General features: G+C 62.2%; 17 protein-coding genes and 1 tRNA gene. 10 read left to right on the top strand and 8 right to left on the bottom strand.

Annotated features, from left to right (window positions below; translation table 11 throughout):
* Positions 1–70: 70 nt before the first annotated feature.
* Positions 71–1,165: a tetratricopeptide repeat protein gene (locus tag HHJ18_RS06120; protein ID WP_296912730.1), complete on the bottom strand. Its 1,095-nt coding sequence runs from the start codon at positions 1,163–1,165 to the stop codon at positions 71–73.
* Between the two features lie 335 nt (positions 1,166–1,500).
* Between HHJ18_RS06120 and cysS the strand changes: the two genes are divergently transcribed.
* The 7 genes from cysS (at position 1,501) to HHJ18_RS06085 (ending at position 10,987) form a co-directional block, all read left to right on the top strand.
* Entirely contained in the window at positions 1,501–2,892 is a 1,392-nt protein-coding gene (gene cysS / locus HHJ18_RS06115; protein WP_296912727.1) for a cysteine--tRNA ligase, read from the top strand.
* A gap of 52 nt (positions 2,893–2,944) precedes the next feature.
* A complete protein-coding gene (locus tag HHJ18_RS06110; RefSeq protein ID WP_296912725.1) occupies positions 2,945–3,652 on the top strand; it encodes a DNA-3-methyladenine glycosylase 2 family protein in 708 nt (235 codons plus the stop codon).
* Between the two features lie 56 nt (positions 3,653–3,708).
* The gene (locus HHJ18_RS06105; RefSeq protein ID WP_296912723.1) at positions 3,709–4,689 is read left to right on the top strand and encodes an acetyl-CoA carboxylase carboxyltransferase subunit alpha; all 981 of its coding nucleotides are present in this window, start codon (positions 3,709–3,711) and stop codon (positions 4,687–4,689) included.
* A gap of 73 nt (positions 4,690–4,762) precedes the next feature.
* The gene (gene tilS / locus HHJ18_RS06100; protein ID WP_296912721.1) at positions 4,763–5,719 is read left to right on the top strand and encodes a tRNA lysidine(34) synthetase TilS; all 957 of its coding nucleotides are present in this window, start codon (positions 4,763–4,765) and stop codon (positions 5,717–5,719) included.
* Positions 5,720–5,806: 87 nt separating this feature from the next.
* Positions 5,807–7,075: an aspartate kinase gene (locus tag HHJ18_RS06095; RefSeq protein ID WP_296912718.1), complete on the top strand. Its 1,269-nt coding sequence runs from the start codon at positions 5,807–5,809 to the stop codon at positions 7,073–7,075.
* Between the two features lie 57 nt (positions 7,076–7,132).
* Positions 7,133–7,225, top strand: a tRNA-Ser gene (locus HHJ18_RS06090).
* Positions 7,226–7,477: 252 nt separating this feature from the next.
* Positions 7,478–10,987 carry a CHASE domain-containing protein gene (locus HHJ18_RS06085; RefSeq protein ID WP_296912715.1) on the top strand — a complete coding sequence of 1,170 codons (3,510 nt, stop codon included), beginning with the start codon at positions 7,478–7,480 and terminating at the stop codon, positions 10,985–10,987.
* Between the two features lie 30 nt (positions 10,988–11,017).
* On the opposite strand, the gene HHJ18_RS06080 is transcribed toward HHJ18_RS06085, so the two are convergent.
* The 4 genes from HHJ18_RS06080 to HHJ18_RS06065 are packed head-to-tail and all read right to left on the bottom strand — an operon-like array spanning position 11,018 to position 14,607.
* A complete protein-coding gene (locus HHJ18_RS06080; protein WP_296912713.1) occupies positions 11,018–12,358 on the bottom strand; it encodes a glycosyltransferase in 1,341 nt (446 codons plus the stop codon).
* A 50-nt stretch (positions 12,359–12,408) separates the two neighbouring features.
* The gene (locus HHJ18_RS06075; protein WP_296912710.1) at positions 12,409–13,476 is read right to left on the bottom strand and encodes a HEAT repeat domain-containing protein; all 1,068 of its coding nucleotides are present in this window, start codon (positions 13,474–13,476) and stop codon (positions 12,409–12,411) included.
* Positions 13,457–14,215 carry a YaiO family outer membrane beta-barrel protein gene (locus HHJ18_RS06070; RefSeq protein ID WP_296912709.1) on the bottom strand — a complete coding sequence of 253 codons (759 nt, stop codon included), beginning with the start codon at positions 14,213–14,215 and terminating at the stop codon, positions 13,457–13,459. Before HHJ18_RS06070 ends, HHJ18_RS06075 begins: the two co-directional genes overlap by 20 nt.
* Complete coding sequence (locus HHJ18_RS06065) at positions 14,212–14,607, bottom strand: response regulator transcription factor (RefSeq protein WP_296912707.1); 396 nt, start codon at positions 14,605–14,607, stop codon at positions 14,212–14,214. Before HHJ18_RS06065 ends, HHJ18_RS06070 begins: the two co-directional genes overlap by 4 nt.
* Before the next feature lie 213 nt (positions 14,608–14,820).
* On the opposite strand from HHJ18_RS06065, the gene HHJ18_RS06060 reads away from it, so the two are divergent.
* The gene (locus tag HHJ18_RS06060; protein WP_296912705.1) at positions 14,821–15,705 is read left to right on the top strand and encodes a transporter substrate-binding domain-containing protein; all 885 of its coding nucleotides are present in this window, start codon (positions 14,821–14,823) and stop codon (positions 15,703–15,705) included.
* Positions 15,706–15,865: 160 nt separating this feature from the next.
* Here the strand turns inward: HHJ18_RS06060 and HHJ18_RS06055 are convergent, their stop codons facing one another.
* The 3 genes from HHJ18_RS06055 to HHJ18_RS06045 are packed head-to-tail and all read right to left on the bottom strand — an operon-like array spanning position 15,866 to position 18,411.
* Entirely contained in the window at positions 15,866–16,285 is a 420-nt protein-coding gene (locus tag HHJ18_RS06055; RefSeq protein WP_296912702.1) for a S4 domain-containing protein, read from the bottom strand.
* Between the two features lie 6 nt (positions 16,286–16,291).
* Positions 16,292–17,680, bottom strand: a complete 1,389-nt coding sequence (locus HHJ18_RS06050; protein WP_296912700.1) for a sensor histidine kinase — start codon at positions 17,678–17,680, stop codon at positions 16,292–16,294.
* 35 nt (positions 17,681–17,715) lie between these two features.
* Positions 17,716–18,411: a response regulator transcription factor gene (locus tag HHJ18_RS06045; RefSeq protein ID WP_296912698.1), complete on the bottom strand. Its 696-nt coding sequence runs from the start codon at positions 18,409–18,411 to the stop codon at positions 17,716–17,718.
* A 97-nt stretch (positions 18,412–18,508) separates the two neighbouring features.
* On the opposite strand from HHJ18_RS06045, the gene HHJ18_RS06040 reads away from it, so the two are divergent.
* Both HHJ18_RS06040 and HHJ18_RS06035 read left to right on the top strand, forming a co-directional pair.
* Positions 18,509–19,468 (top strand): tripartite tricarboxylate transporter substrate binding protein, encoded by a 960-nt coding sequence (locus HHJ18_RS06040; protein ID WP_296912696.1) that lies wholly within the window; start codon positions 18,509–18,511, stop codon positions 19,466–19,468.
* Between the two features lie 151 nt (positions 19,469–19,619).
* Positions 19,620–20,129, top strand: coding sequence for a tripartite tricarboxylate transporter TctB family protein (locus HHJ18_RS06035; RefSeq protein WP_296912694.1), 510 nt, complete (start codon positions 19,620–19,622; stop codon positions 20,127–20,129).

Raw genomic sequence — 20,129 nt, 5'->3', positions numbered from 1 at the left:
CGGCAAAATTATTCAGCGCGGCTTGCGTGAAGTCAATCCAATGCGTGCGGCACAGCTTGGCCACGGCGCATCAATTGCCGGTGGATTCCTTGACAATGACCCAACGCTCGCCCGCTTTCGTCAGCTCCAGCGTTTTGCGGCTTGAGACATGCAGCGCGTCGGCGCTGTAGTCCTGCTTGAATTTGGCGGTGGCTTTTTTGCCCTGCACCGAAACGGTCAGATTGGAGAGTTTCACGCTGATGCGCGATTTACCAACAATGCGCGCGCGGCGGTCTTCTTCCCAGGCTTTGCGGATCTGTTTGCCCGGCGGATCAAAAGACGGGCCGTAGCTGGCGAGGTAAGTATTCATGTTCTTGTCGGCCCAGGCGTCGGCCCACGCGTGCACCACCGCCTCCACCTCCTTTTCACCGCCAGCTGCCGCATTAACGGGAGCGGGCGTGGCTGGTTTGGCAGGCGCCGCCACCACTGCCGGGGCGGGCGCTGGCCTGGCAGTCGGTGGAGCGACTACCGGTGCGGGTGCTGGCTTGGCCGCAGGCGCGGCAGCTACCACGGGTGCGGGCGCTGGTTTGGCTGTCACTGGAGGGGCCGGAGTCACCACCGGGGCAGCGACCGGCTTTTGCGCACCTTTAGGTTCGGCGGAGAACAGCGTGCGGATCAGCGCCAGCTTGGGCTGGACGCCGGCGTTGCCACCGTCAAGCTGCAGCGCCTTGCTGTAGGCCTGGCTGGCGAGGCGGGCATAAACGTCGCCGAGGTTTTCGTGCGCTGTCGCGTAGCTCGGATTGGTGCGGATCGCCATTTCAAGAGCGGCCCTGGCCTTGTCAAACTGGCTCTGGCCAGCGTAGAGCACTGCCATGTTGTTGTAGGGTTCGGGCAGCTCGGGGTAGTCTTCGGTGATCTTTGTAAAGGTGGTAATCGCGTCGCTGGCCTTGCCTGTTTCAGTCTGGATCACGCCCTTGAGGAAGCGCATTTGCGGGTCGCGCGGCTTGGCTGCCAGGTACTGTTCGGCTTTGGCCAGTGCTTCGGGAAACTGGTTGGCTTTCATCAGGCGGCTGACGTCAGCGTATTCGTCGGCATAGACTGCGGATGTCGATATCGTGGCCGAAATTAGCAGCAAGCGCAGAGCAGCGAGCAAGGGTTTGCGTGGGGAAAATGCTGGGATTGCCATATATGAAATCTCGCTATTGTTTTGATCACTTCTTGCAGGGCGGAGACAGCCCAGAGCAAAAAATCAACATGAACAGCCGGGTTATTTAACTGGGCCGCAAACGCAGATGCACAGGGTTACAGCGGCTGGACAATCTGACCGATTGTAGCTGAGGGGGTATAGTCGAAAGCTGTTCAGACTTTGAGCTTTCCGTTTTTGTTGCATGTTCTGGCGCCTTCGCTTTTTGGCTCTTTCCTATCGGTAAATCTTCAGATAAAGTTTTCTGATCCCCGCTGACCGATGGATTAACCGACTGATTCACCAATTGCCGTCCGGCACCGCACCCCGACATTTTCATGAGCCTTCGCATTTACAACACGCTGTCGCGTGCCGTGGAAGATTTTTCTCCGCTGGTCCCAGGGCATGTGCGCATGTATGTTTGCGGCATGACGATTTACGACCTGTGCCATATCGGCCATGCGCGCATGATGATGGCCTTTGATGTCGTGCAGCGCTGGCTGAAGGTCAGCGGATTGCAAGTGAGCTATGTGCGCAACATCACCGACATTGACGACAAGATCATCAAGCGCGCGGTTGAGCGCGGCATCACCATTCGCGCGTTGACCGACGAGATGATTGTGGCCATGCACCGGGATATTGGCGCGCTGGGCATGGAGCCCCCGAGTCTTGAGCCACGCGCGACCGAGTACGTGCCGCAGATGCTGCGCATGATCGCTACGCTCGAAGAAAAAGGCCTGGCCTACCGCGCGTCCAGTGGTGACGTGAATTACGCCGTGCGTAAATTCAAGGGTTACGGCAAGCTGTCCGGCAAGTCGCTGGACGAGTTGCGGGCCGGCGAGCGGGTAGCGGTGCTGGACGGCAAGCAAGACCCGCTCGACTTCGTGCTGTGGAAGTCGGCCAAAGACAGCGAGCCCGCAGATGCCAAATGGGACAGCGCGGCGCTTGGGCACGACTACGGCAAGGGGCGCCCCGGCTGGCATATCGAGTGCTCGGCCATGAGTTGCCAGACGCTGGGCGAGACCTTTGACATTCACGGCGGCGGCGCTGACTTGCAGTTTCCGCACCACGAAAACGAGATTGCCCAGAGTGAAGGTGCCAGCGGCAAGCCGCTTGCGCGGTTCTGGGTGCACAACGGTTTTGTGCGCGTTGACAACGAGAAGATGTCCAAGTCGCTGGGCAACTTTTTCACCATCCGTGAAGTGCTGACGAAGTACGACGCCGAGACGGTGCGGTTCTTCCTGGTGCGTACGCATTACCGCAGCGCGCTCAATTACAGCGATGTGCACCTTGACGACGCCAGAGCCTCGCTCAAGCGTCTTTACACGGCGCTTGACCTTGTAACGCCGGCTGCACTGACCCTTGACTGGGCTGATCCGTTTGCGGCCCGTTTCAAGGCGGCCATGGACGAAGACTTTGGCACGCCCGAAGCCATCGCCGTGCTGTTTGAGCTGGCCGGCGAGGTCAACAAGACCCGCTCCGCCGAACGGGCAGGCTTGCTGAAAAGCCTGGGCGCTTGCCTGGGCCTGCTGCAGGGCGCGCCAGGCAGCTATCTTCAGGCCGGCGCCGAACTCGACGACGCCAGCATCGAGCGCCTGATCGCGCAGCGCGCCGACGCCAAAAAGGCCAGGGACTTTGCAGCGGCAGATCGTATCCGCACCGATTTGCTGGCCAAGGGCATTGTGCTGAAAGACTCGCCTGGGGGCACCAGTTGGGAGGTGCAATCATGATGTTTACCAGTCATTTTGGCCTCGAACCCTTACAGGACGGGCGCAAGCAGCTATGAAAAAGATAGTAAAAAGCGGTCCGGCCAGTACCGAACTGACCGAGGTTGTTGAGGGGTCTGAGGCTTGCGCCGTGCCTGCGTATTGGGCCGAGGCCTGCAAGCACCTGGTCAAGAAAGACCGCGTGATGAAGCGCCTGATTCCGCAGTTTGGCGACAGCTGCCTGCAGGGGCGCGGCGACGCCTTTGGCACGCTGGCGCGCAGCATTGTCGGGCAGCAGATCTCCGTCAAGGCGGCGCAGACGGTGTGGCACCGCTTTGCCGCCTTGCCCAAGGAAATGACACCCGCCCATGTGCTCAGGCTCAAGGTCGACGACATGCGCGCCGCCGGCCTGAGCGCGCGCAAGGTCGAGTACTTGGTCGATCTGTCGATTCACTTTGATGCCGGCACGGTCCACGTCATGGACTGGCAGGCGATGGCTGACGAAGCCATCATTGCCGAGCTGGTGGCCATTCGCGGCATTGGCCGCTGGACCGCCGAAATGTTTTTGATTTTCTACCTGACGCGTCCCAACGTTTTACCGCTGGACGATGTGGGCCTGATCAACGGCATCAGCCAGAACTATTTTTCCGGCGAATCTGTCAGTCGCAGCGATGCGCGCGAAGTGGCTGCCGCCTGGGCGCCTTATTGCAGTGTTGCAACTTGGTATATTTGGCGCTCTCTGGATCCGTTACCGGTGCTGGACACCGGGGAGCGCGCCGGCTAGGCCGATGCACAGACAACCGGACAAGATTAACTACAAGCAAGCCTGAGGAGTAGACCATGGCGAAAAAGACCTTCCTCGATTTCGAGCAGCCGATTGCGGACCTTGAGGGAAAAATTGAAGAACTGCGTTATGTGCAGACCGAGTCAGCGGTCGATATTTCAGAAGAAATCGAACAGCTGGCCAAGAAAAGCCAGCAGCTCACCAAAGACATTTACAGTGTCTTGAGCCCCTGGCAGATCACCAAGATAGCCCGCCATGCGGAGCGGCCCTACACGCTCGACTATGTGCGCGACATCTTCACCGATTTTGTGGAGTTGCACGGTGACCGACATTTTTCCGACGACCTGAGCATCGTCGGCGGGTTGGCGCGCTTTAATGGCACCGCCTGCATGGTGCTGGGCCATCAAAAAGGGCGCGACACCAAAGAGCGCGGCCTGCGCAATTTCGGCATGTGCAAGCCCGAGGGCTATCGCAAGGCGCTGCGCCTCATGAAAACCGCCGAGAAGTTCAAACTGCCGCTGTTCACCTTTGTGGACACGCCCGGCGCCTACCCCGGCATTGATGCCGAAGAGCGCGGCCAGTCCGAAGCCATTGGCCGCAACATTTTTGAAATGGCACAACTCGAAGTGCCCATCGTCACCACCATCATCGGTGAGGGTGGCTCGGGCGGCGCGCTGGCCATTTCGGTGGCCGATCAGGTGGTGATGCTGCAGTATTCAATCTATTCTGTGATCAGCCCGGAAGGCTGCGCCTCCATCCTCTGGAAAACCTCGGACAAGGCGCAGGAAGCGGCCGAGGCGCTGGGCATCACGGCGCACCGGCTCAAGGCCCTGGGCGTGATCGACAAGATCGTCAACGAGCCGGTGGGCGGCGCCCACCGCGACCACAAGCAGATGGCAGCCTTTTTGAAGCGCGCGCTCAACGATGCGTTTCGTCAGGTTAGCGATTTGAAGGTCAAGGAATTGCTCGACCGTCGTTATGAGCGGCTGCAAAGCTATGGCCGTTTTACCGACACCAAAGCCGACGCCGGCAAATAGGCTATCTCCGGCGCAGGCGGCAGGGGCTGGCGCCGGTCGCCCCGAATCTGCAAATGCGCTGGCGCCCGATTCAGTGAATCCAGCGCTGCCAGCTTTGCAGGCGCTGCCTTATCTTGCGCTACCCATTGGCGTGGCCTACAGCGGTGGTGCTGACTCCACTGCTTTGCTGCTGGCCGCCTCGCAATGCTGGCCCGGTCAGATTCAGGCGATTCATATTCACCACGGGCTTCAGGCCGCTGCCGACGATTTCGTGCGCGTTTGCCAATCGGTGTGCGCTGACCGCAAAGTGCCGCTGCACGTTGTGCAGGTGGCTGCCGGCCATGCACCTGGCGAAAGCCCTGAAGATGCGGCGCGGCGCGCCCGTTATGCTGCGCTGGCGGGTACGGCGACGCAAAGCGGCCTGGGCGGTGTGCTGCTGGGTCAGCATGCCGATGACCAAGTTGAAACGCTGTTGCTGGCGCTCAGCCGTGGCGCCGGTTTGCCGGGGCTGTCTGGCATGGCGCCGCAGTTTGAGCGCGGCGGTGTCATGTTTTATCGCCCGCTGCTGCAAATCAGCGCCAGTAGTCTGCGTGGCTGGCTGATGCAGCAGCCAATAGCCTTTGTGGACGACCCGACCAATCTGGACGAGCGCTATACCCGCAACCGCATCCGTGCGCGCCTGCTGCCCGCGCTGGCCGAGGCATTTCCACAGTTTCGCACGACTTTCGCGCGCAGTGCCCGGCACGCCGCTCAGGCGCAGGCTTTGCTGCTGGAAGTGGCTCAGCAGGATTTATTGCTGGTCGGTTTGCCGCCCGCTATCAAGGTGTTGCAGGCGCTGTCCCAGCCGCGCCAGGCCAATCTGTTGCGCCACTGGCTGCAGTTGCAGCACGCCACGCCGAGTGCGGCGCAGCTTGACCAATTGATGGTACAGATCAGCGCCTGCCGCACCCGCGGGCACCAGATTCGTCTCAAGGTGGGTGGCGGCCATGTATCGCGGGTCAGCGCTGTGCTGCACTACCGCGCCGGCGCTGGCAAGAGCGCTGAACAATGAGACGCCCCGGTATAATTTGGGGCTTTGCTGACAGCCCGGTCCTGCAGAAAAAATGAACTTACAACAACTCCTGACGGACATCCTGCAATGGCTTTGATCGTTCACAAATACGGCGGTACCTCGATGGGCTCAACCGAACGCATCCGCAATGTGGCCAAGCGCGTCGCCAAGTGGGCGCGGGCCGGGCACCAGATGGTCGTGGTTCCGAGCGCCATGAGTGGCGAAACCAACCGCCTGCTCGGCATGGCCAAGGAACTGGCGCCGGCGCGGCCCGCTGATGCCTACAGCCGTGAACTTGACGCATTGGCAGCCACCGGCGAGCAGGCATCGAGCGCCTTGCTGGCCATTGCGCTGCAGGCCGAAGGCTTGCCAGCGGTCAGCTACGCCGGCTGGCAAGTCACCATCAAGACCAACAGCGCCTACACCAAGGCCCGCATCGAGTCGATTGACGACGAGCGCGTGCGCGCCGACCTGGATGCCGGCAAGGTCGTCATCATCACCGGTTTTCAGGGCATGGACGGGGGCGGCAACGTCACCACGCTGGGCCGTGGCGGTTCAGACACCTCGGCCGTGGCGATTGCCGCTGCCCTGAAAGCCCAGGAATGCCTGATCTACACCGATGTCGACGGTGTGTACACCACCGATCCGCGCGTCGTGCCCGAAGCGCGCCGCCTGCAGACCGTGAGCTTTGAAGAGATGCTGGAGATGGCCTCCATGGGCTCCAAGGTACTGCAAATCCGCTCGGTTGAATTTGCGGGCAAATACAAGGTCCCGCTGCGCGTGCTGTCCAGCTTCACCGACTGGGACATCGACATCAACGAGGAAGCCAGATCCGGCACCCTGATCAGTTTTGAGGAAGATGAAAACATGGAACAAGCTACCGTATCGGGCATCGCATTTAACCACGATGAAGCCAAAATTTCCGTACTCGGCGTGCCAGACACCCCGGGCATCGCCTACCAGATTCTGGGTGCCGTGGCCGACGCGAATATTGAAGTGGATGTGATCATCCAGAACATCAGCAAGGATGGCAGAACAGACTTCAGCTTTACCGTGCACCGCAATGATTTCGCCAAGACCATGGATTTGCTGAAAGCCCAGGTACTCCCCAAGCTCGGCGCGCAGGAGGTCAGGGGCGACGCCAAGATCTGCAAGGTCAGCATCGTCGGTATCGGCATGCGCAGCCATGTGGGCATCGCCAGCAAGATGTTTCGCGTGCTGGCTGAAGAGGGCATCAATATCCAGATGATCTCCACCAGCGAAATCAAGACATCCGTAGTGATTGACGAGAAGTACATGGAACTCGCCGTGCGCGCCTTGCACAAGGCCTTTGAGCTGGACCAGCCCGTTTCTTGACCACTTGACCGTTGTTGTTTGAAGCGCGCCCTGAAGTCGTGAGATAATCCAAAAACTGGAAACGTGACCGAGTGGCCGAAGGTGCTCCCCTGCTAAGGGAGTATGGGGTGTAGAGCCTCATCGAGAGTTCGAATCTCTCCGTTTCCGCCAGATTAAAAAATGCCCCACTCGGGGCGTTTTTTTTGCGCGTCTGAAAATTGAAAAACCTGGCAGCTCAGGGCGATTGGTAAACACGGTTGCGGGGTGTCGCGGTTGCAAAGCAGGCCACCTCGGTCACCGCTGCGTGGGACGAAGCGCTCATCGTCCCAGGGAAGGGGGGCCTTCCTCGGTCCGTGTACGATTCGGCCAAGCTGCGTCCGTCCGCCGGCCCGACTTACCCACTTCGCTATCAATAAAACGCTTGTGAATCCCAAACTTACTCTGATTCGACTTGGTCTTGAGACGCTGGTCATCGTGGCGGCGATCGATCTGGTGGTGGTCGGTGTGCTCGCGTTGATGGGTCCTGGCACGCGGGGCGAACCAGATACTTTGCTGCGTGCCTCCTTGTTGGTGCTGTTTATAGGGCCCTTGTTCCTGTGGCGCTGCATGGCGGCAACCCGACGGGTGCCGCCTGCGCAAGGGCGGGTCGAGGGCGTGGGTGTGCGCGCAGCCCTTTTGATAACGGCCTCGGTCATGACCGTGGGTCTGGCGCTGACCCTGGCGGCCGCGCACGGGCAGCAGCGGCGTATCGAGTTGGACGCACGGGCAAAATTTGACCGGCAGGTCAAGCTGGTCGAGGGCGAGATTCAGCGTCGCTTCCTTCAGCCTGTGTACGGGCTCAAGGGAGCCCGAGGGGTTTATGCCGCCAGCCAGTCAGTTGGGCGAAGTGCTTTTCGCGGCTACGTGGAGTCGCGCAATCTTGCCGTCGAGTTCCCCGGCGTACGCGGCTTGGGCTTCGCCCAGCGCGTCAAGCGAGAGGATTTGGAGCGTTTCATCGCCGCAGAGCGGCTCGATTCAGCGCCCGATTTCGCGGTTCGTACCAGTGGTAATGCGCCTGATCTGTACGTGGTCAAGTTCATCGAGCCGCTTGCAAAGAACCGCGCGGCCTGGGGTTACGACCTGGGGTCTGAGGCCACGCGCCGGCAGGCCATCGAAGCGGCTATCAACTCGGGCGAGGCCACACTCAGTGGCCGTATTACGCTGGTTCAGGACGAAACGCGAGGGCCTGGCTTCGTGTACATGCTGCCGGTGTATCGGAACGGGGCCTATCCAGGCAACTTCAAACAGCGTGAGGCCGCACTGAACGGCTTTCTGTTCTCCTCGATCGTGGCGGACGAAATACTCGCCGGAACGGTGCAAGCGATTGGCGGACAGCTCGATTTCTCGCTGTTTGATGGCGATGCGGTGCCAGCCAATCTTGTCTTTACCAGCCGGGCGCGGCCTGAACTCGCCAGCGTTGGCTCCGCTGACCCGGCTTCTTTTAGGCATGCCATGCTGGAGTCAGCCCTCAGCCTGGAGATAGGCGGCCGGCAACTGTCACTGCGCGCCGGTTCGACCCCTGGATTCGACAAAGGCGTGGATCGGTCAACGCCAGCATGGCTTCTTGCGGGCGGCACCCTGCTGAGCATGCTGCTGGCGCTAACGGTGTGGCTGCTGGCGACAGGTCGTGCCCGCGCACAGGCGCTGGCGCAGGACATGACGGCTGATCTGGAGCGGCTGGCTCAGGTGGTGAGACACACGTCCAACGCAGTCGTGATCACCGACCGCGACCGCAAGATCACCTGGGTCAATGATGGCTTTACCCGGCTCTACGGTTACACCCTGCAGGAAGCTGTTGGGCTCACCCCCTTGAACTTGCTGGCCAGCGGCCAGTCCGATCCCGCAGTTCACCGGGCCATAAACCAAGCGGCCGTCGCTGAAAAAAGCTGCCGGGTCGAAGTCATCAACCGGGCCAAGGATGGCCAGACCCACTGGGTTGAACTGGAGGTCCAGCCCCGGCACGACGCACAGGGCCAGCTGACCGGATTCATGCACATCGGGCTGGACATCAGCGAAAAGAAGAGCGCCAGCCTGCGCCTGGCGGACGCTCTTCAGGCCCTGACGCGCGAGCGCGAGCGCATTGGCCACATCCTCGAAGGCACCAACGTCGGCACTTGGGAGTGGAATGTGCAAACCGGCGAAGTGCGATGCAACGAGCGCTGGGCCAGCATGATTGGCTACACCTTGCCGGCGCTTTCGCCCCTCACTATCCAGACCTGGCGCGCGCACAGCCACCAGCACGATTTCAAGCGCGCCACGCAACGGGTACGCCAGCACTTCCTCGGGCAACTCGACTACTACGAATGCGAAATACGCATGCGCCACCGGGACGGGCACTGGGTCTGGGTACTTGAGCGCGGTCGCGTGTCCACCTGGGCCGCTGACGGTCGACCGGCGACGATGGCCGGTACCCAGATGGACATCACCACGCGCAAGCAGGCAGAGGAACAATTGCGCGCCAGCAAAGCGTTTCTGGAGCGGGCCGAGCAGATCGCCGGCGTCGGCGGCTGGGAAGTGGATTTGCGCGCCAATACGCTGATGTGGTCGGACCAGACGCACCGGATCCACGACGTCGCGATCGGCGCGCAGCCCCCGCTGGCCGACTGGTCCAAATACTTTGCGCCGGCGGAGCGGGCGATCATTGAAATGACCGCTGGGGAATGCATCGCGCAGCGTAAACCGTGGGATCTGGAATTGCCGATGACGACAGCCACCGGATGGCCAATCTGGATCCGCTCCGTCGGTGCGGTTGAAGTCGAGGATGGGCTACCAGTGCGGCTGGTCGGCACTCTGCAGGACGTCACCGCCGGGCGTGCAATGCGGGAGGAACTGCGCCGCAGCAACACGTTACTGCAAAGTATTCTGGACAACCTGCCGTGTGGCCTCAGCGTTTTTGACGGCGAGCTGAGACTGATCGCCCACAACCAGCAGTTCCGTAGCTTGCTTGACCTGCCCGAAACGCTGTTCGCCGGCCCCGTCACGCAGTTTGAGGACATCATGCGCAACAACGCGGCGCGCGGCGAGTACGGCCCGGGTCCGGTGGAAGAGGTCGTCGCGCGGCTGGTCGAGGGGGCACGCCATCCCGTGCGGAAGTTGCATGAGCGCCAGCGCCATGACGGCAAACCCCTGGAAGTGCGCAGCGCACCCATGCCGGGCGGTGGATTCGTCACGACCTACATGGACATTTCAGAGCGCAAGAAGGTGGAACGGTTGAAGAGCGAATTCATCTCGACCGTGTCGCACGAACTGCGCACGCCGCTGACCTCCATTTACGGCTCGCTCAGTCTGCTCGCCTCCGGCATGGCCGGCGAGCTCGCGCCTGATGTGAATGAACTGGTCGACCTCTCGCTGCGCAGCAGCGAGCGCCTGGTACGCTTGATCAACGACGTGCTCGACGTCGAGAAGATCGAGTCGAAGATGATGACCTACAGCAAGGTTGTGCAGCCGCTGGCGCCGCTGATTGACCAGGCTATCGACACGACGCGGCACTATGCCAACCAGTACGGCGTGCAGGTCGAATTTGAAACGCGTCTTGATAGCGTGGTCGTTAGCGCTGATTCCGACCGCATGGTGCAGGTGCTGGTGAATCTGCTGTCCAATGCTGCCAAGTTCTCCGAGCGCGGTGGACGGGTTGCGGTCCGCATGGCTGTGCTTGGGCAGCAGGTGCGCGTTTCGGTGGTCGACCGCGGCCAGGGCATCCCCGAAGAGTTTCGGGCTCAGATCTTCGAGCGCTTTTCGCAGGCCGACAGTACAGACCGGCGGCAAAAAGGCGGCACCGGCCTGGGCCTGAGCATCTGCAAGAGCATCGTGCAGGAGCACGGTGGGTGCATTGACTACGTCAGCACACCCGGCGCCGGCACCGAGTTTTATTTCGAGCTGCCACTGGTGCCGTGACGGCGTGTCCTGACACTGCAGGCAGGCCTTCTACTTGCCCTGCCAGTTGCCTTTGCGCTTCATCGCGCCCCACTGGCTTTCGCGCTGCGCGGCCCAGCGGTACAGTCCCACCAGGCGCCAGAAGGTGTTGAGCTGGCGGTAGCCGAAGTTTTCAACGATGGCCACCAGCACCAGGGCGGCCAGATGCCAGGCTTTCGGGTAGAGATGAAAGGACATTTCCTCGAGCAGCAGGCTGGAGGCCGACAGCAGGATGCCCAGGCCTATCGCCACGAACAGAAAAATGGCGAAGGCCGACCACGAAACCAGCCCCAGGGTGACTGCGAACACCATGAACACGTAGCCCCCCAGCTCCGCCAGCGGTCCCAGCCATTCAAACAGCACCATGAACGGAAACGCGAGCCAGCCCGGCGTGCCGCCGTTGCGGCTGAACATCAGGCCCCAGTTGCTCGTGAGGCTCTCGCTGAGCCCACGCTGCCAGCGGATTCGCTGGTTTTTCAGCGTGGCTTTGTCTTCCGGGACTTCGGTCCAGCAAACCGGCTCGGGCACGAACTCGATCCGGTAAGGTACGCCGCGCTGGCGCAGCAGCCGGTGCATGCGCACCACCAGCTCCATGTCCTCGCCAATGGTATTGGTGCGGTAGCCGCCCACTTCAATGACGGTTTCCGTTCGGAACAGACCGAATGCGCCCGAGATGATCAGCATGGCATTGAGTTGTGACCAGCCAAGACGGCCAAACAGAAAGGCCCGCAGGTACTCGACCACCTGCAGCAGCGCCCAGGGGTTGCGCGGCAGGCCGACGCGGAGCAGGTAGCCGTCTTTCACCTCGCAGCCGTTGGCGACGCGTACGGTACCGCCAGAAGCCACCATCTCGGGGTGGCGCAAAAATGGCTTGACCACGCGCTGCAGGCTATCGCGTTCCAGCACCGAGTCGGCATCCACACCGCAAAACAGCGGATGGCGCGCGCTGTTGATGCCCGCATTGAGCGAGTCGGCCTTGCCGCCGTTGTCCTTGTCGATTACGCGCAGATTGGGGTGGCGGGTGGAGCGGTAAAGGGCACGAATCGGCTGGGTGGCGATTCGCCCGCGAAAGCTTTCTGGAAACGCCGTGAGCGAAAACTCCTTCACCAGCACGTCCAGCGTGTGGTCGCGCGAACCGTCGTTGATGACGATGATCTCGTACTCCGAATACGTCAGTTGAAGCATGGACCTTACGGCGGCGACGATGGTGGCTTCCTCGTTGAAAGCCGGCACCAGGATGCTGATGGCCGGCTCCAGCCCCGCGTACACCTGTGGCAAATCCTCTAGTGCCTTTTCCTGGTTGTTTCGAAAGAGGGCGGCTACAGCCAGCAGGTTGAGCGTCAGATACCCCACATTGAGCAGGATGAAGTAGCCGAGAATGATCCAGGTGACTGCGTCAACAATCAGTTGCGGTGCGATGGGAGCCCCCTTTCTGCAGAAACTTGCGCCAGGATCTGCCGGGCCGCCATGTCGGGGATGGTTGACTGCAGCGCGGCGAGTCCCTCGTGCCCCAGAAACGGCAAGCTGGCGAGGGCCTGGGCTGCGGCGTAGCGAACCCACCACTCCGCGTCACCCAGCCTGACGGTCAGCAGCGTCAGGTCCGCCGGCTCGCCGAAGCGGCTCAGGGCGTGCACGGCCTGTGCACGCACGCGCCAGTCCGCGTGCGCCAGGTGCTCGCGCACGGTAGCCAGAACAGCCGCGCCATTGGCGACTCGCAGCGCCGCCGCCAGCACGGCGGGCGGCTGATGCCGCCGCTGCAGCAGGAAGAGCAGCGTCGCCGGCGGCAGCTGCAGCCGCAGCGCTTCCACCAGTTGCAGCGCACGCAACAACTGGTGAGCCTTCAGGCTAACAATGGTGCGGCTCAGCAACAGCCCGAAGGCGGCGCGCGCATCTCCCAGCATGCGGGCCAGGCGCGCAATGTCCCAATCCTGGCGCGCCAGAACCAAAGGCATCAGGTGCTCCACGCCTGCCATCGGGTCGATCTGGATCAGCGCGCGCGCCGCGTTGAGCGAGGCGATGTTGTCCCGACTCGCGGCGCTGGCCAGCAGGTCGTCCCAGCTCTCACGGTCGCGCAGATTGCCCAGCGTCAGAATGGCCAGCAGCCGCTCGGCGCGATTGCCCCGGCGCAGCAGGCCCCTAGCCTGCTCATCACCGTGTAGGCGCTTGGCGACTTGGTTCAGGCTGTCAGTGGCCTCGCCGCGCAGCGACTCCTGTAGGTAGTTCCAGAGCTTGAGGAAGTTGAGCCAGTCGCGCGAGCGCAGCGCCGGCAGCGCACACGCTGTCGGGTCCACCAGCGCGTTCATCAGAACCGGGCGCCAGAGGGCCGTGAACTCAAGCGCGTGCTTCTCGCGCCGCTTCAAACCGATGCGCAGGGCCACGGTCAGCAGCAGCAGCAGAGCCGTCAGCGCCAGCGCCACAGTGCCGGTAACGAAGGCGACCCGCAGGAAGGGGTCAGAAAGCGTACTGAACACCGAGGCGAACCCCGTTTCGGTCGTAAAAGCTGCCTTGCCGGGTTCGGCTGATGGCGTAGGTCACCGCCCAGTCATCGCGCACCCAGTGGCGCCCGACCAGCGCCACCGAGCGCACGTCGGCCAGCGCCACGGTCTGGCTGCTGACCGTCGTCGCCTCCTGGCCGGATGCCAGGATCAGGCCGACCAGGCTCTTGTCGCCGTAGTAATAGTTGCCCCTGAGCTCGAAGCCATGCGCATGCGTGCCAAGCGCGCTGACCGGCCGCCAGGCAATCGAGCCGCTGAAAGATGCCACATAACGCTCGAGCATCAGCAGGCCCTGGTTCACGTTGGCGTTGTCGTAGCGGGTGTTTTTGAAGCCGGTGTGCAGCAGCCAGGCCGGCGCGAATTCATACTGCAGGCTGGCGCCCAATGCATGCTTGGCCAGCACCCGGTGCGTGGGGCTGGCGCTTGCCTCCAGCGAGGCCGTTAAGCGCTCGTCCAGCGGCTGCGACCCGCTCAGGTCGATGGCGGTGTCGTCCAGCCCGAAACGGCGCGTTTGCCGCAGCGCCAGGCCGGCCGCCTGGCGTGGCGCATAGCGGTGCCCGATCTGCAGCGAGGTCTCGCGCCAGTCGGTCTGCCCGTTGCTCAGCGACGCGCGCTCATGCGCGACTTCCAGCGTGGTGGGCCGGTCGGCGGTTTCGGCCTGTGCGGGCGCCAGGGTGGCCCAGCAGATCACTGCCGCGCAGCCAAGCCGCCTCATGGCGACGACCTGGCGTACCGGCGCACCCGCGCCAGCAGTTCCTTGGGGGCGAAGGGCTTGTGGATGTAGTCGTTGGCCCCGGCATCCAGGGCGCGCACCGCATCTTGCTCTTGCGTCTTGGCGGTCAGCATGATGATGGGGACGCTTTGCCACCCGGCGGTGGCGCGGATCAGGTTAACCAGCTCAAAGCCGTCGATAAAAGGCAGCATGACATCGAGCAGGATGACGCTGGGCGGCGGATTGCTCTCGATGAAGGTTTTGGCGATGCGGCCATTGAGCGCAAGGCTGACACGGTACTGCTCGCGCTCCAGCATGAACTTCAGCATGTGAGATATGTTGTCATCGTCTTCGACAACCAGAACAGAGGCTCTATCCAGAGGCGGTTGAGTCATTCGCACAGAGTATATATAAGCCGCTGGCCGCAACTTTTGGTGAAAGCGTGCCCTAACTGGGTCACTGGGTAAACCATAGGCTTGAGCGATGCTTTTGCCGTCAAAATAAATGACACGTAGTGGCCGACCAAGCGCGCCCGCTCTGGCATCGGCGACGTCAACCTCCAGAAATCTCGTTAACTTTCCAACTTTATGGACCCGAAAAGGACACGTATGAAACTCTCGACCCTCATGACCGCCGCGCTGCTGACCGCCGGCCTAACCAGCGCAGCCAGCGCGCAGACGCTGCAAAAGATTACCGACAGCAACAAAATCACCGTGTCCTACCGCGAGTCCTCGGTTCCTTTCAGCTACCTGATCGGCTCGACCAAGGCGGTGGGCTTTTCGGTGGAACTGACCGAAGCCATCATTGAAGATGTGCGCAAGAAGATCAAAAAGCCCAATCTTGAAGTGGCCTACATGCCGGTGACTTCGCAAAACCGCATTCCGCTGCTGGTGAATGGCACTTACGACCTGGAGTGCGGCTCGACCACCAACAATAGCGCGCGCGGCAAGGACGTGACCTTTGCCGTCAGCCACTTCTACACTGGCACGCGCTTGCTGACCAAGAAAAGCTCAGGCATCAAGAACTACGCCGACCTGGCTAAAAAGACGGTCTCCAGCACCACCGGCACCACCAACGCCCAGGTGATACGCAAATACAGCGCTGACAAAAACCTCGACATGCAGCTCATTTTGGGCAAAGACCACGACGATTCGCTGCTGCTGGTGGAAACCGACCGTGCGGTGGCGTTTGCCATGGACGATATCTTGCTGTTCGGCCTGATGGCCAACTCCAAAAACCCGGCTGCGCTGGAAGTGGTGGGCGACTCGCTGCAGGTAGAGCCCTACGGCTGCATGCTGCGCAAGGACGACCCGGAGTTCAAAACGCTGGTCGACGGCACCCTCACCCGCCTGATGAAGTCGGGCGAATTCAGCAAGCTGTACGACAAGTGGTTCATGTCACCGATTCCGCCCAAAGGCGTGAACTTGAACCTGCCCATGAGCGAGCAGCTCAAGGCCAACCTCAACACGCCAAGCGACAAGCCGGCGCTGTAAGCCTGGAAACGGCAGGCAGGGGCGCCAGCGCGCCGCGCCTGCCCTTGGTGATTGGCAGCTGACAGTGCCAAAACGCCAAAAAAACCATTAAATAGGCCTCTAGACCAATAGGTACGGGCGCAAGCAGCTATAAAAAACATAGCAGATGCGCGGCAGTTCGCTAGCCCTTGTCTGCCGACGCGCTCCAGCGTTTGTCCCAAGCCTTGTCCTTCGCCTTGTCCAGAACGCGGCGGTCGCGTTTGGTGGGCCGGCCGTGTTCTATGCTGCTGGCCGGCTCGTTGTTGAGCCGGCGCTGCTGGGCGGCTTCGGCCTGCGAGCGCAGGCTTTCTTCGGTTTCTTCATAAAGCTGCTGCGCGACTGGCGCCGAACCGCGCTGATTGCTGATGACGCGCACCACCAGCGTGCGCAGCACCGGGCCTTGCCGCAGCGCCACGGTGTCGCCCGCCTTAACCTCGCGCGCGGGCTTGGCTTCCTGACCATTGACCTGCACGCGGCCCTTGTCAATTTCTTCCACCGCCAGCGAGCGCGTTTTGTAAAAGCGGGCGGCCCACAGCCACTTGTCTATGCGTAATTTATCCATGAGTCACTATTTTGAACCCGAAGCGCAAGCAGCCGCAAGCGGCAAGCGGACGGTCGCGTCCAGACCCGTCACCCGACCCTGCACAAGCCGGTTTTCCAGCACGATGCTGCCGCGCAGCGCCTGGACAATCTCCCGGCAGATCGCCAGGCCCAGCCCGGAGCCCTGTTGCACATTGCCCGCTGAAAAAGGCTGGTACAGGCGTGCCGCCAGCTCGGCCGAAATGCCGGGGCCGCTGTCACTGATGGTCAGCGCAGCGTAGCGGACATCGGCCACGATACGCACGGCTAGCGCGCTGCCGGTCGGTGTGTGCTTGATGGCGTTGTGCAGCAGGTTGCGCGCCAGTTCGCCCAACATCCATTGGTGCGAGCGGATGTGCGCCGGCACAGTTTCGATGTCGAAGGCGATGTCTTTGTCGGCAATTAGCGGCGACAGGTCCAGCGCCACCTGGCGTACCACTTTGGCCAGCTCGACGGCTTGCAGCTCGGGTTGCTGGCGCAGCTGTTCCACCTTGGCCAGCGCCAGCATCTGGTTGGCCAGCAGCGTGGCGCGGTCCACCGTCTGGTTGATTTCAGCCAGCGCATCTTGCGCCTCCAGGTCGCCACGCAGCGCCGACTGCACCTGCACCTTCAGCACGGCCAGCGGCGTGCGCAACTGGTGCGCCGCGTCGCGCACAAAGCGTTTCTGGTTGTCCAGCAGATGTTGCAGGCGACCCATCACCTGGTTGGTTGCCTCCACCAGTGGCAGCAGTTCGCGCGGCGCATCGGGCGCGGCTATCGCCGTCAGCTCGCCCTCAGGTCTGGCCTGCAGCTCGGCGCTGAGCCGGCGCACCGGGCGCGTGGCGCGCTGCACCACCAGCACCACCACCAGCGCAATCACGGCCAGCAGCAGAGCCTGGCGCCACAAGGTGTCGAACAGGATCTTGCGCGCCAGCGTGGTGCGCAGCTCCAGGGTTTCGGCCACCTGGATGACGGCCATGGCGCGCCCCTGCGGGCTGGCAACCGGCTGCAGCAGCACTGCCACGCGCACCGCATCGGCATCAAACACGTCGTCGTAAAAATCAACCAGTGCCGCGTAAGGCGGCTTGGCCGGAATGCGGCCGCGCCAGAAAGGCAGTTGCGCAAAGCCTGAAACCAGCTCGCCGCTGAGGCTGGACACGCGGTAAAACAGCCGGCTCTGGTTGTCGGCCTCGAACGCTTCCAGCGCGGCGTAGGGCACGGTCACGCGCAGCTCGGACTGTTCGTCATAGCCCTTCACGTCGAGCTGTTCGCCGATGGATTTGGCCGACGCCAGCAGCGTGCGGTCGTAGGCCGTGTTGACGGCGGCTAGCGCCTGCCGGTACAGGCTCACGGTGTTAAGCACCACCAAAAAGCCAACGGGCAAGAGTATCCCCAGCAACAAATACCTCCTAAGAGAGATAGCCCCCGCTCCCCTCACTTCGTATCCACCTTCAGCAAATAGCCCAGGCCGCGCAGCGTGATCAGGCTGACGCCGGTATCCACCAGCTTTTTGCGCAGGCGGTAGACCACGACTTCCACGGCTTCGTACTGCACGTCGGTTTCGCCGGGAAACACCAGTTCGAACAGCCGTTCCTTGGACACCGCCTGGCCGGGTTTGGCGATCAAGGCCAGCAGCAGGGCCAACTCGCGCGGCGTTAGGTCCAGCACCAGGCCTTGGTGGTAAATTGCACCGCTCTCTTTTTCATAGCGAAGATGGCCCACCATGGTTGGGCTGGCGCCTGATTCTGTGCTTGAGGCGGGGCGGCGCCGGCTTAGCGCACGCAGTCGCGCTTCAAGCTCGTCCAGGTCAAACGGCTTGGGCAGGTAGTCGTCGGCTCCGGTGTTCAGGCCGACGATGCGGTCGCCCACCGTGCCGCGGGCCGTCAAAATCAGTACCGGCGTGCTCAGCCCCAGCTGGCGCGCTTGCTCCAGTACCTGCAGGCCGTCGAGCCCGGGCAGGCTGAGGTCCAGCACCACCACATCGGGCTGCGCGGCGCTCCATTGCGCCAATGCCTGCCGGCCATCGGTGCACGGCAACACCTCCATACCGCGCCGGCTCAGGGCGCGCTGCAAGGCGGTCTGCATCGATGAATCGTCCTCGATCAGCAGCAGTTTCAGGGTCGTCGTCATGGGCAGGACATTAGCACTTTCCCCAATGCTTCCGGACAGCCGTTTGACAGAAAGAAAGCGCATCATTGCGCCATTACAACCTGTCAAGGAGACCCGTATGCGTCGAGATACCTTTCTGAAATCCATGGCTGCGCTGGCCGCAGTGGCGGCTCTGCCCCTGCCAGCCTTTGCCGCCACCGGCGTGAAGATGATGATTCCGGCCAACCCCGGCGGCGGTTGGGACACCACCGGCCGCGCGCTGGGCAAGGCGCTGCAGGAGTCCGGTGCGGCATCGACCGTGACCTATGACAACAAGGGCGGCGCCGCCGGTGCGCTGGGGTTGGCGCAGTTTGTCAACGGCAGCAAGGGCGACGGAAATGCCCTGATGGTGATGGGCGCCGTGATGCTGGGCGGCCTGATCACCGGCAAGCCGCCGGTCAGCCTGAGTCAGGCCACGCCGATCGCGCGCCTGAGCAGCGAATACAACGTGTTTGTGTTGCCCGCCAACTCGCCTTTCAAAACCATGAAGGACGTGATCGAGCAGCTCAAGAAAGACCCCGGCAGCGTGAAATGGGGTGGCGGTTCGCGCGGCTCCACCGAGCACATTGCCGCGGCCATGATTGCGCGTGAAGTCGGCGTGGACCCCTCCAAAATCAACTACGTGGCCTTTCGCGGGGGCGGCGAAGCCACCGCCGCCATTCTGGGCGGCAACGTCACGGTGGGTGGCAGCGGCTACAGCGAGTTTGCTGAATACATCAGCGCCGGCAAGATGAAGGCGCTGGCCGTGACCTCCGACACGCGGCTCAAGGGTGTCGATGTCCCGACGCTCAAGGAGCAGGGCGTCAATGTCGTGATTGGCAACTGGCGCGGCGTCTATGGCGCGCCCGGCATCACGGCCGAGCAGCGCAAGGCGCTGACCGAGATGATTCTCAAGGCCGTCAAATCCAAAAGCTGGATGGAAGCGTCCGAGAAAAACAACTGGACGCCTGCGCTGCTGACCGGGCCGGCCTTCGACAAGTTTGTCGATGATGACTTTGCCAGTTTGCGCGCCACCATGGTCAAGTCCGGCATGATTTAAGCTGACCTGAACCGATCTACGCGCACCCGCCTTTTTCCTCGCGCCGCCCTGTTTCGATGTCCCGGAGCAGGGCGGCTGTTTTTTGCCAGCACGGCATCTGGCGCGGCACGAACACAGCATCTTTTCCCCCACACGGCGAGAACCCAAAAAAATGACACAACAAGCTCCCTCTTTGCTGCAGACGCTGGTGGGCGCCGGCGTGTTGCTGGTCGGCTTGGGGCTGGCGGCAGGCGCCGTCAGCATCCCTTCGGCTGCCGGCTATGGCGGCGTCGGCCCGAACTTTCTGCCCTGGCTGGTGGCCCTGGGCCTGCTGGTGTGCGGCGGCTTTATCGTCTGGGAAGCGCGCAGCGGCGGCTTTCGCTCCATGGACGAGCCCGCCGGTGCAACCCAGGCGTACTGGCCCGGTTTTGTCTGGGTGTCGGCGGGCTTGCTGGCCAATGCGGCGCTGATCACTTCCATCGGCTTTATCTTTAGCTGCACCCTGTGTTTTGTGCTGGCCGTGCAAGGCCTGCGCGGCGCCGAAGGCAAGGCCGACAGGCGAGCGCAAGCCTGGCTCAAGGATGTGCTGATCGGCATGGCGATTGCCGCGCCGGTCTACTGGATGTTCACGCAATTTCTGGCGATCAATCTCCCAGGTTTGACCACAACAGGCTGGCTGTAA

Source organism: Polaromonas sp., assembly GCF_012927455.1.
Lineage (GTDB): Bacteria > Pseudomonadota > Gammaproteobacteria > Burkholderiales > Burkholderiaceae_C > Polaromonas.
Note: the sequence above shows the minus strand (reverse complement) of the source record. Positions and strands in the feature narration are given on the sequence as shown.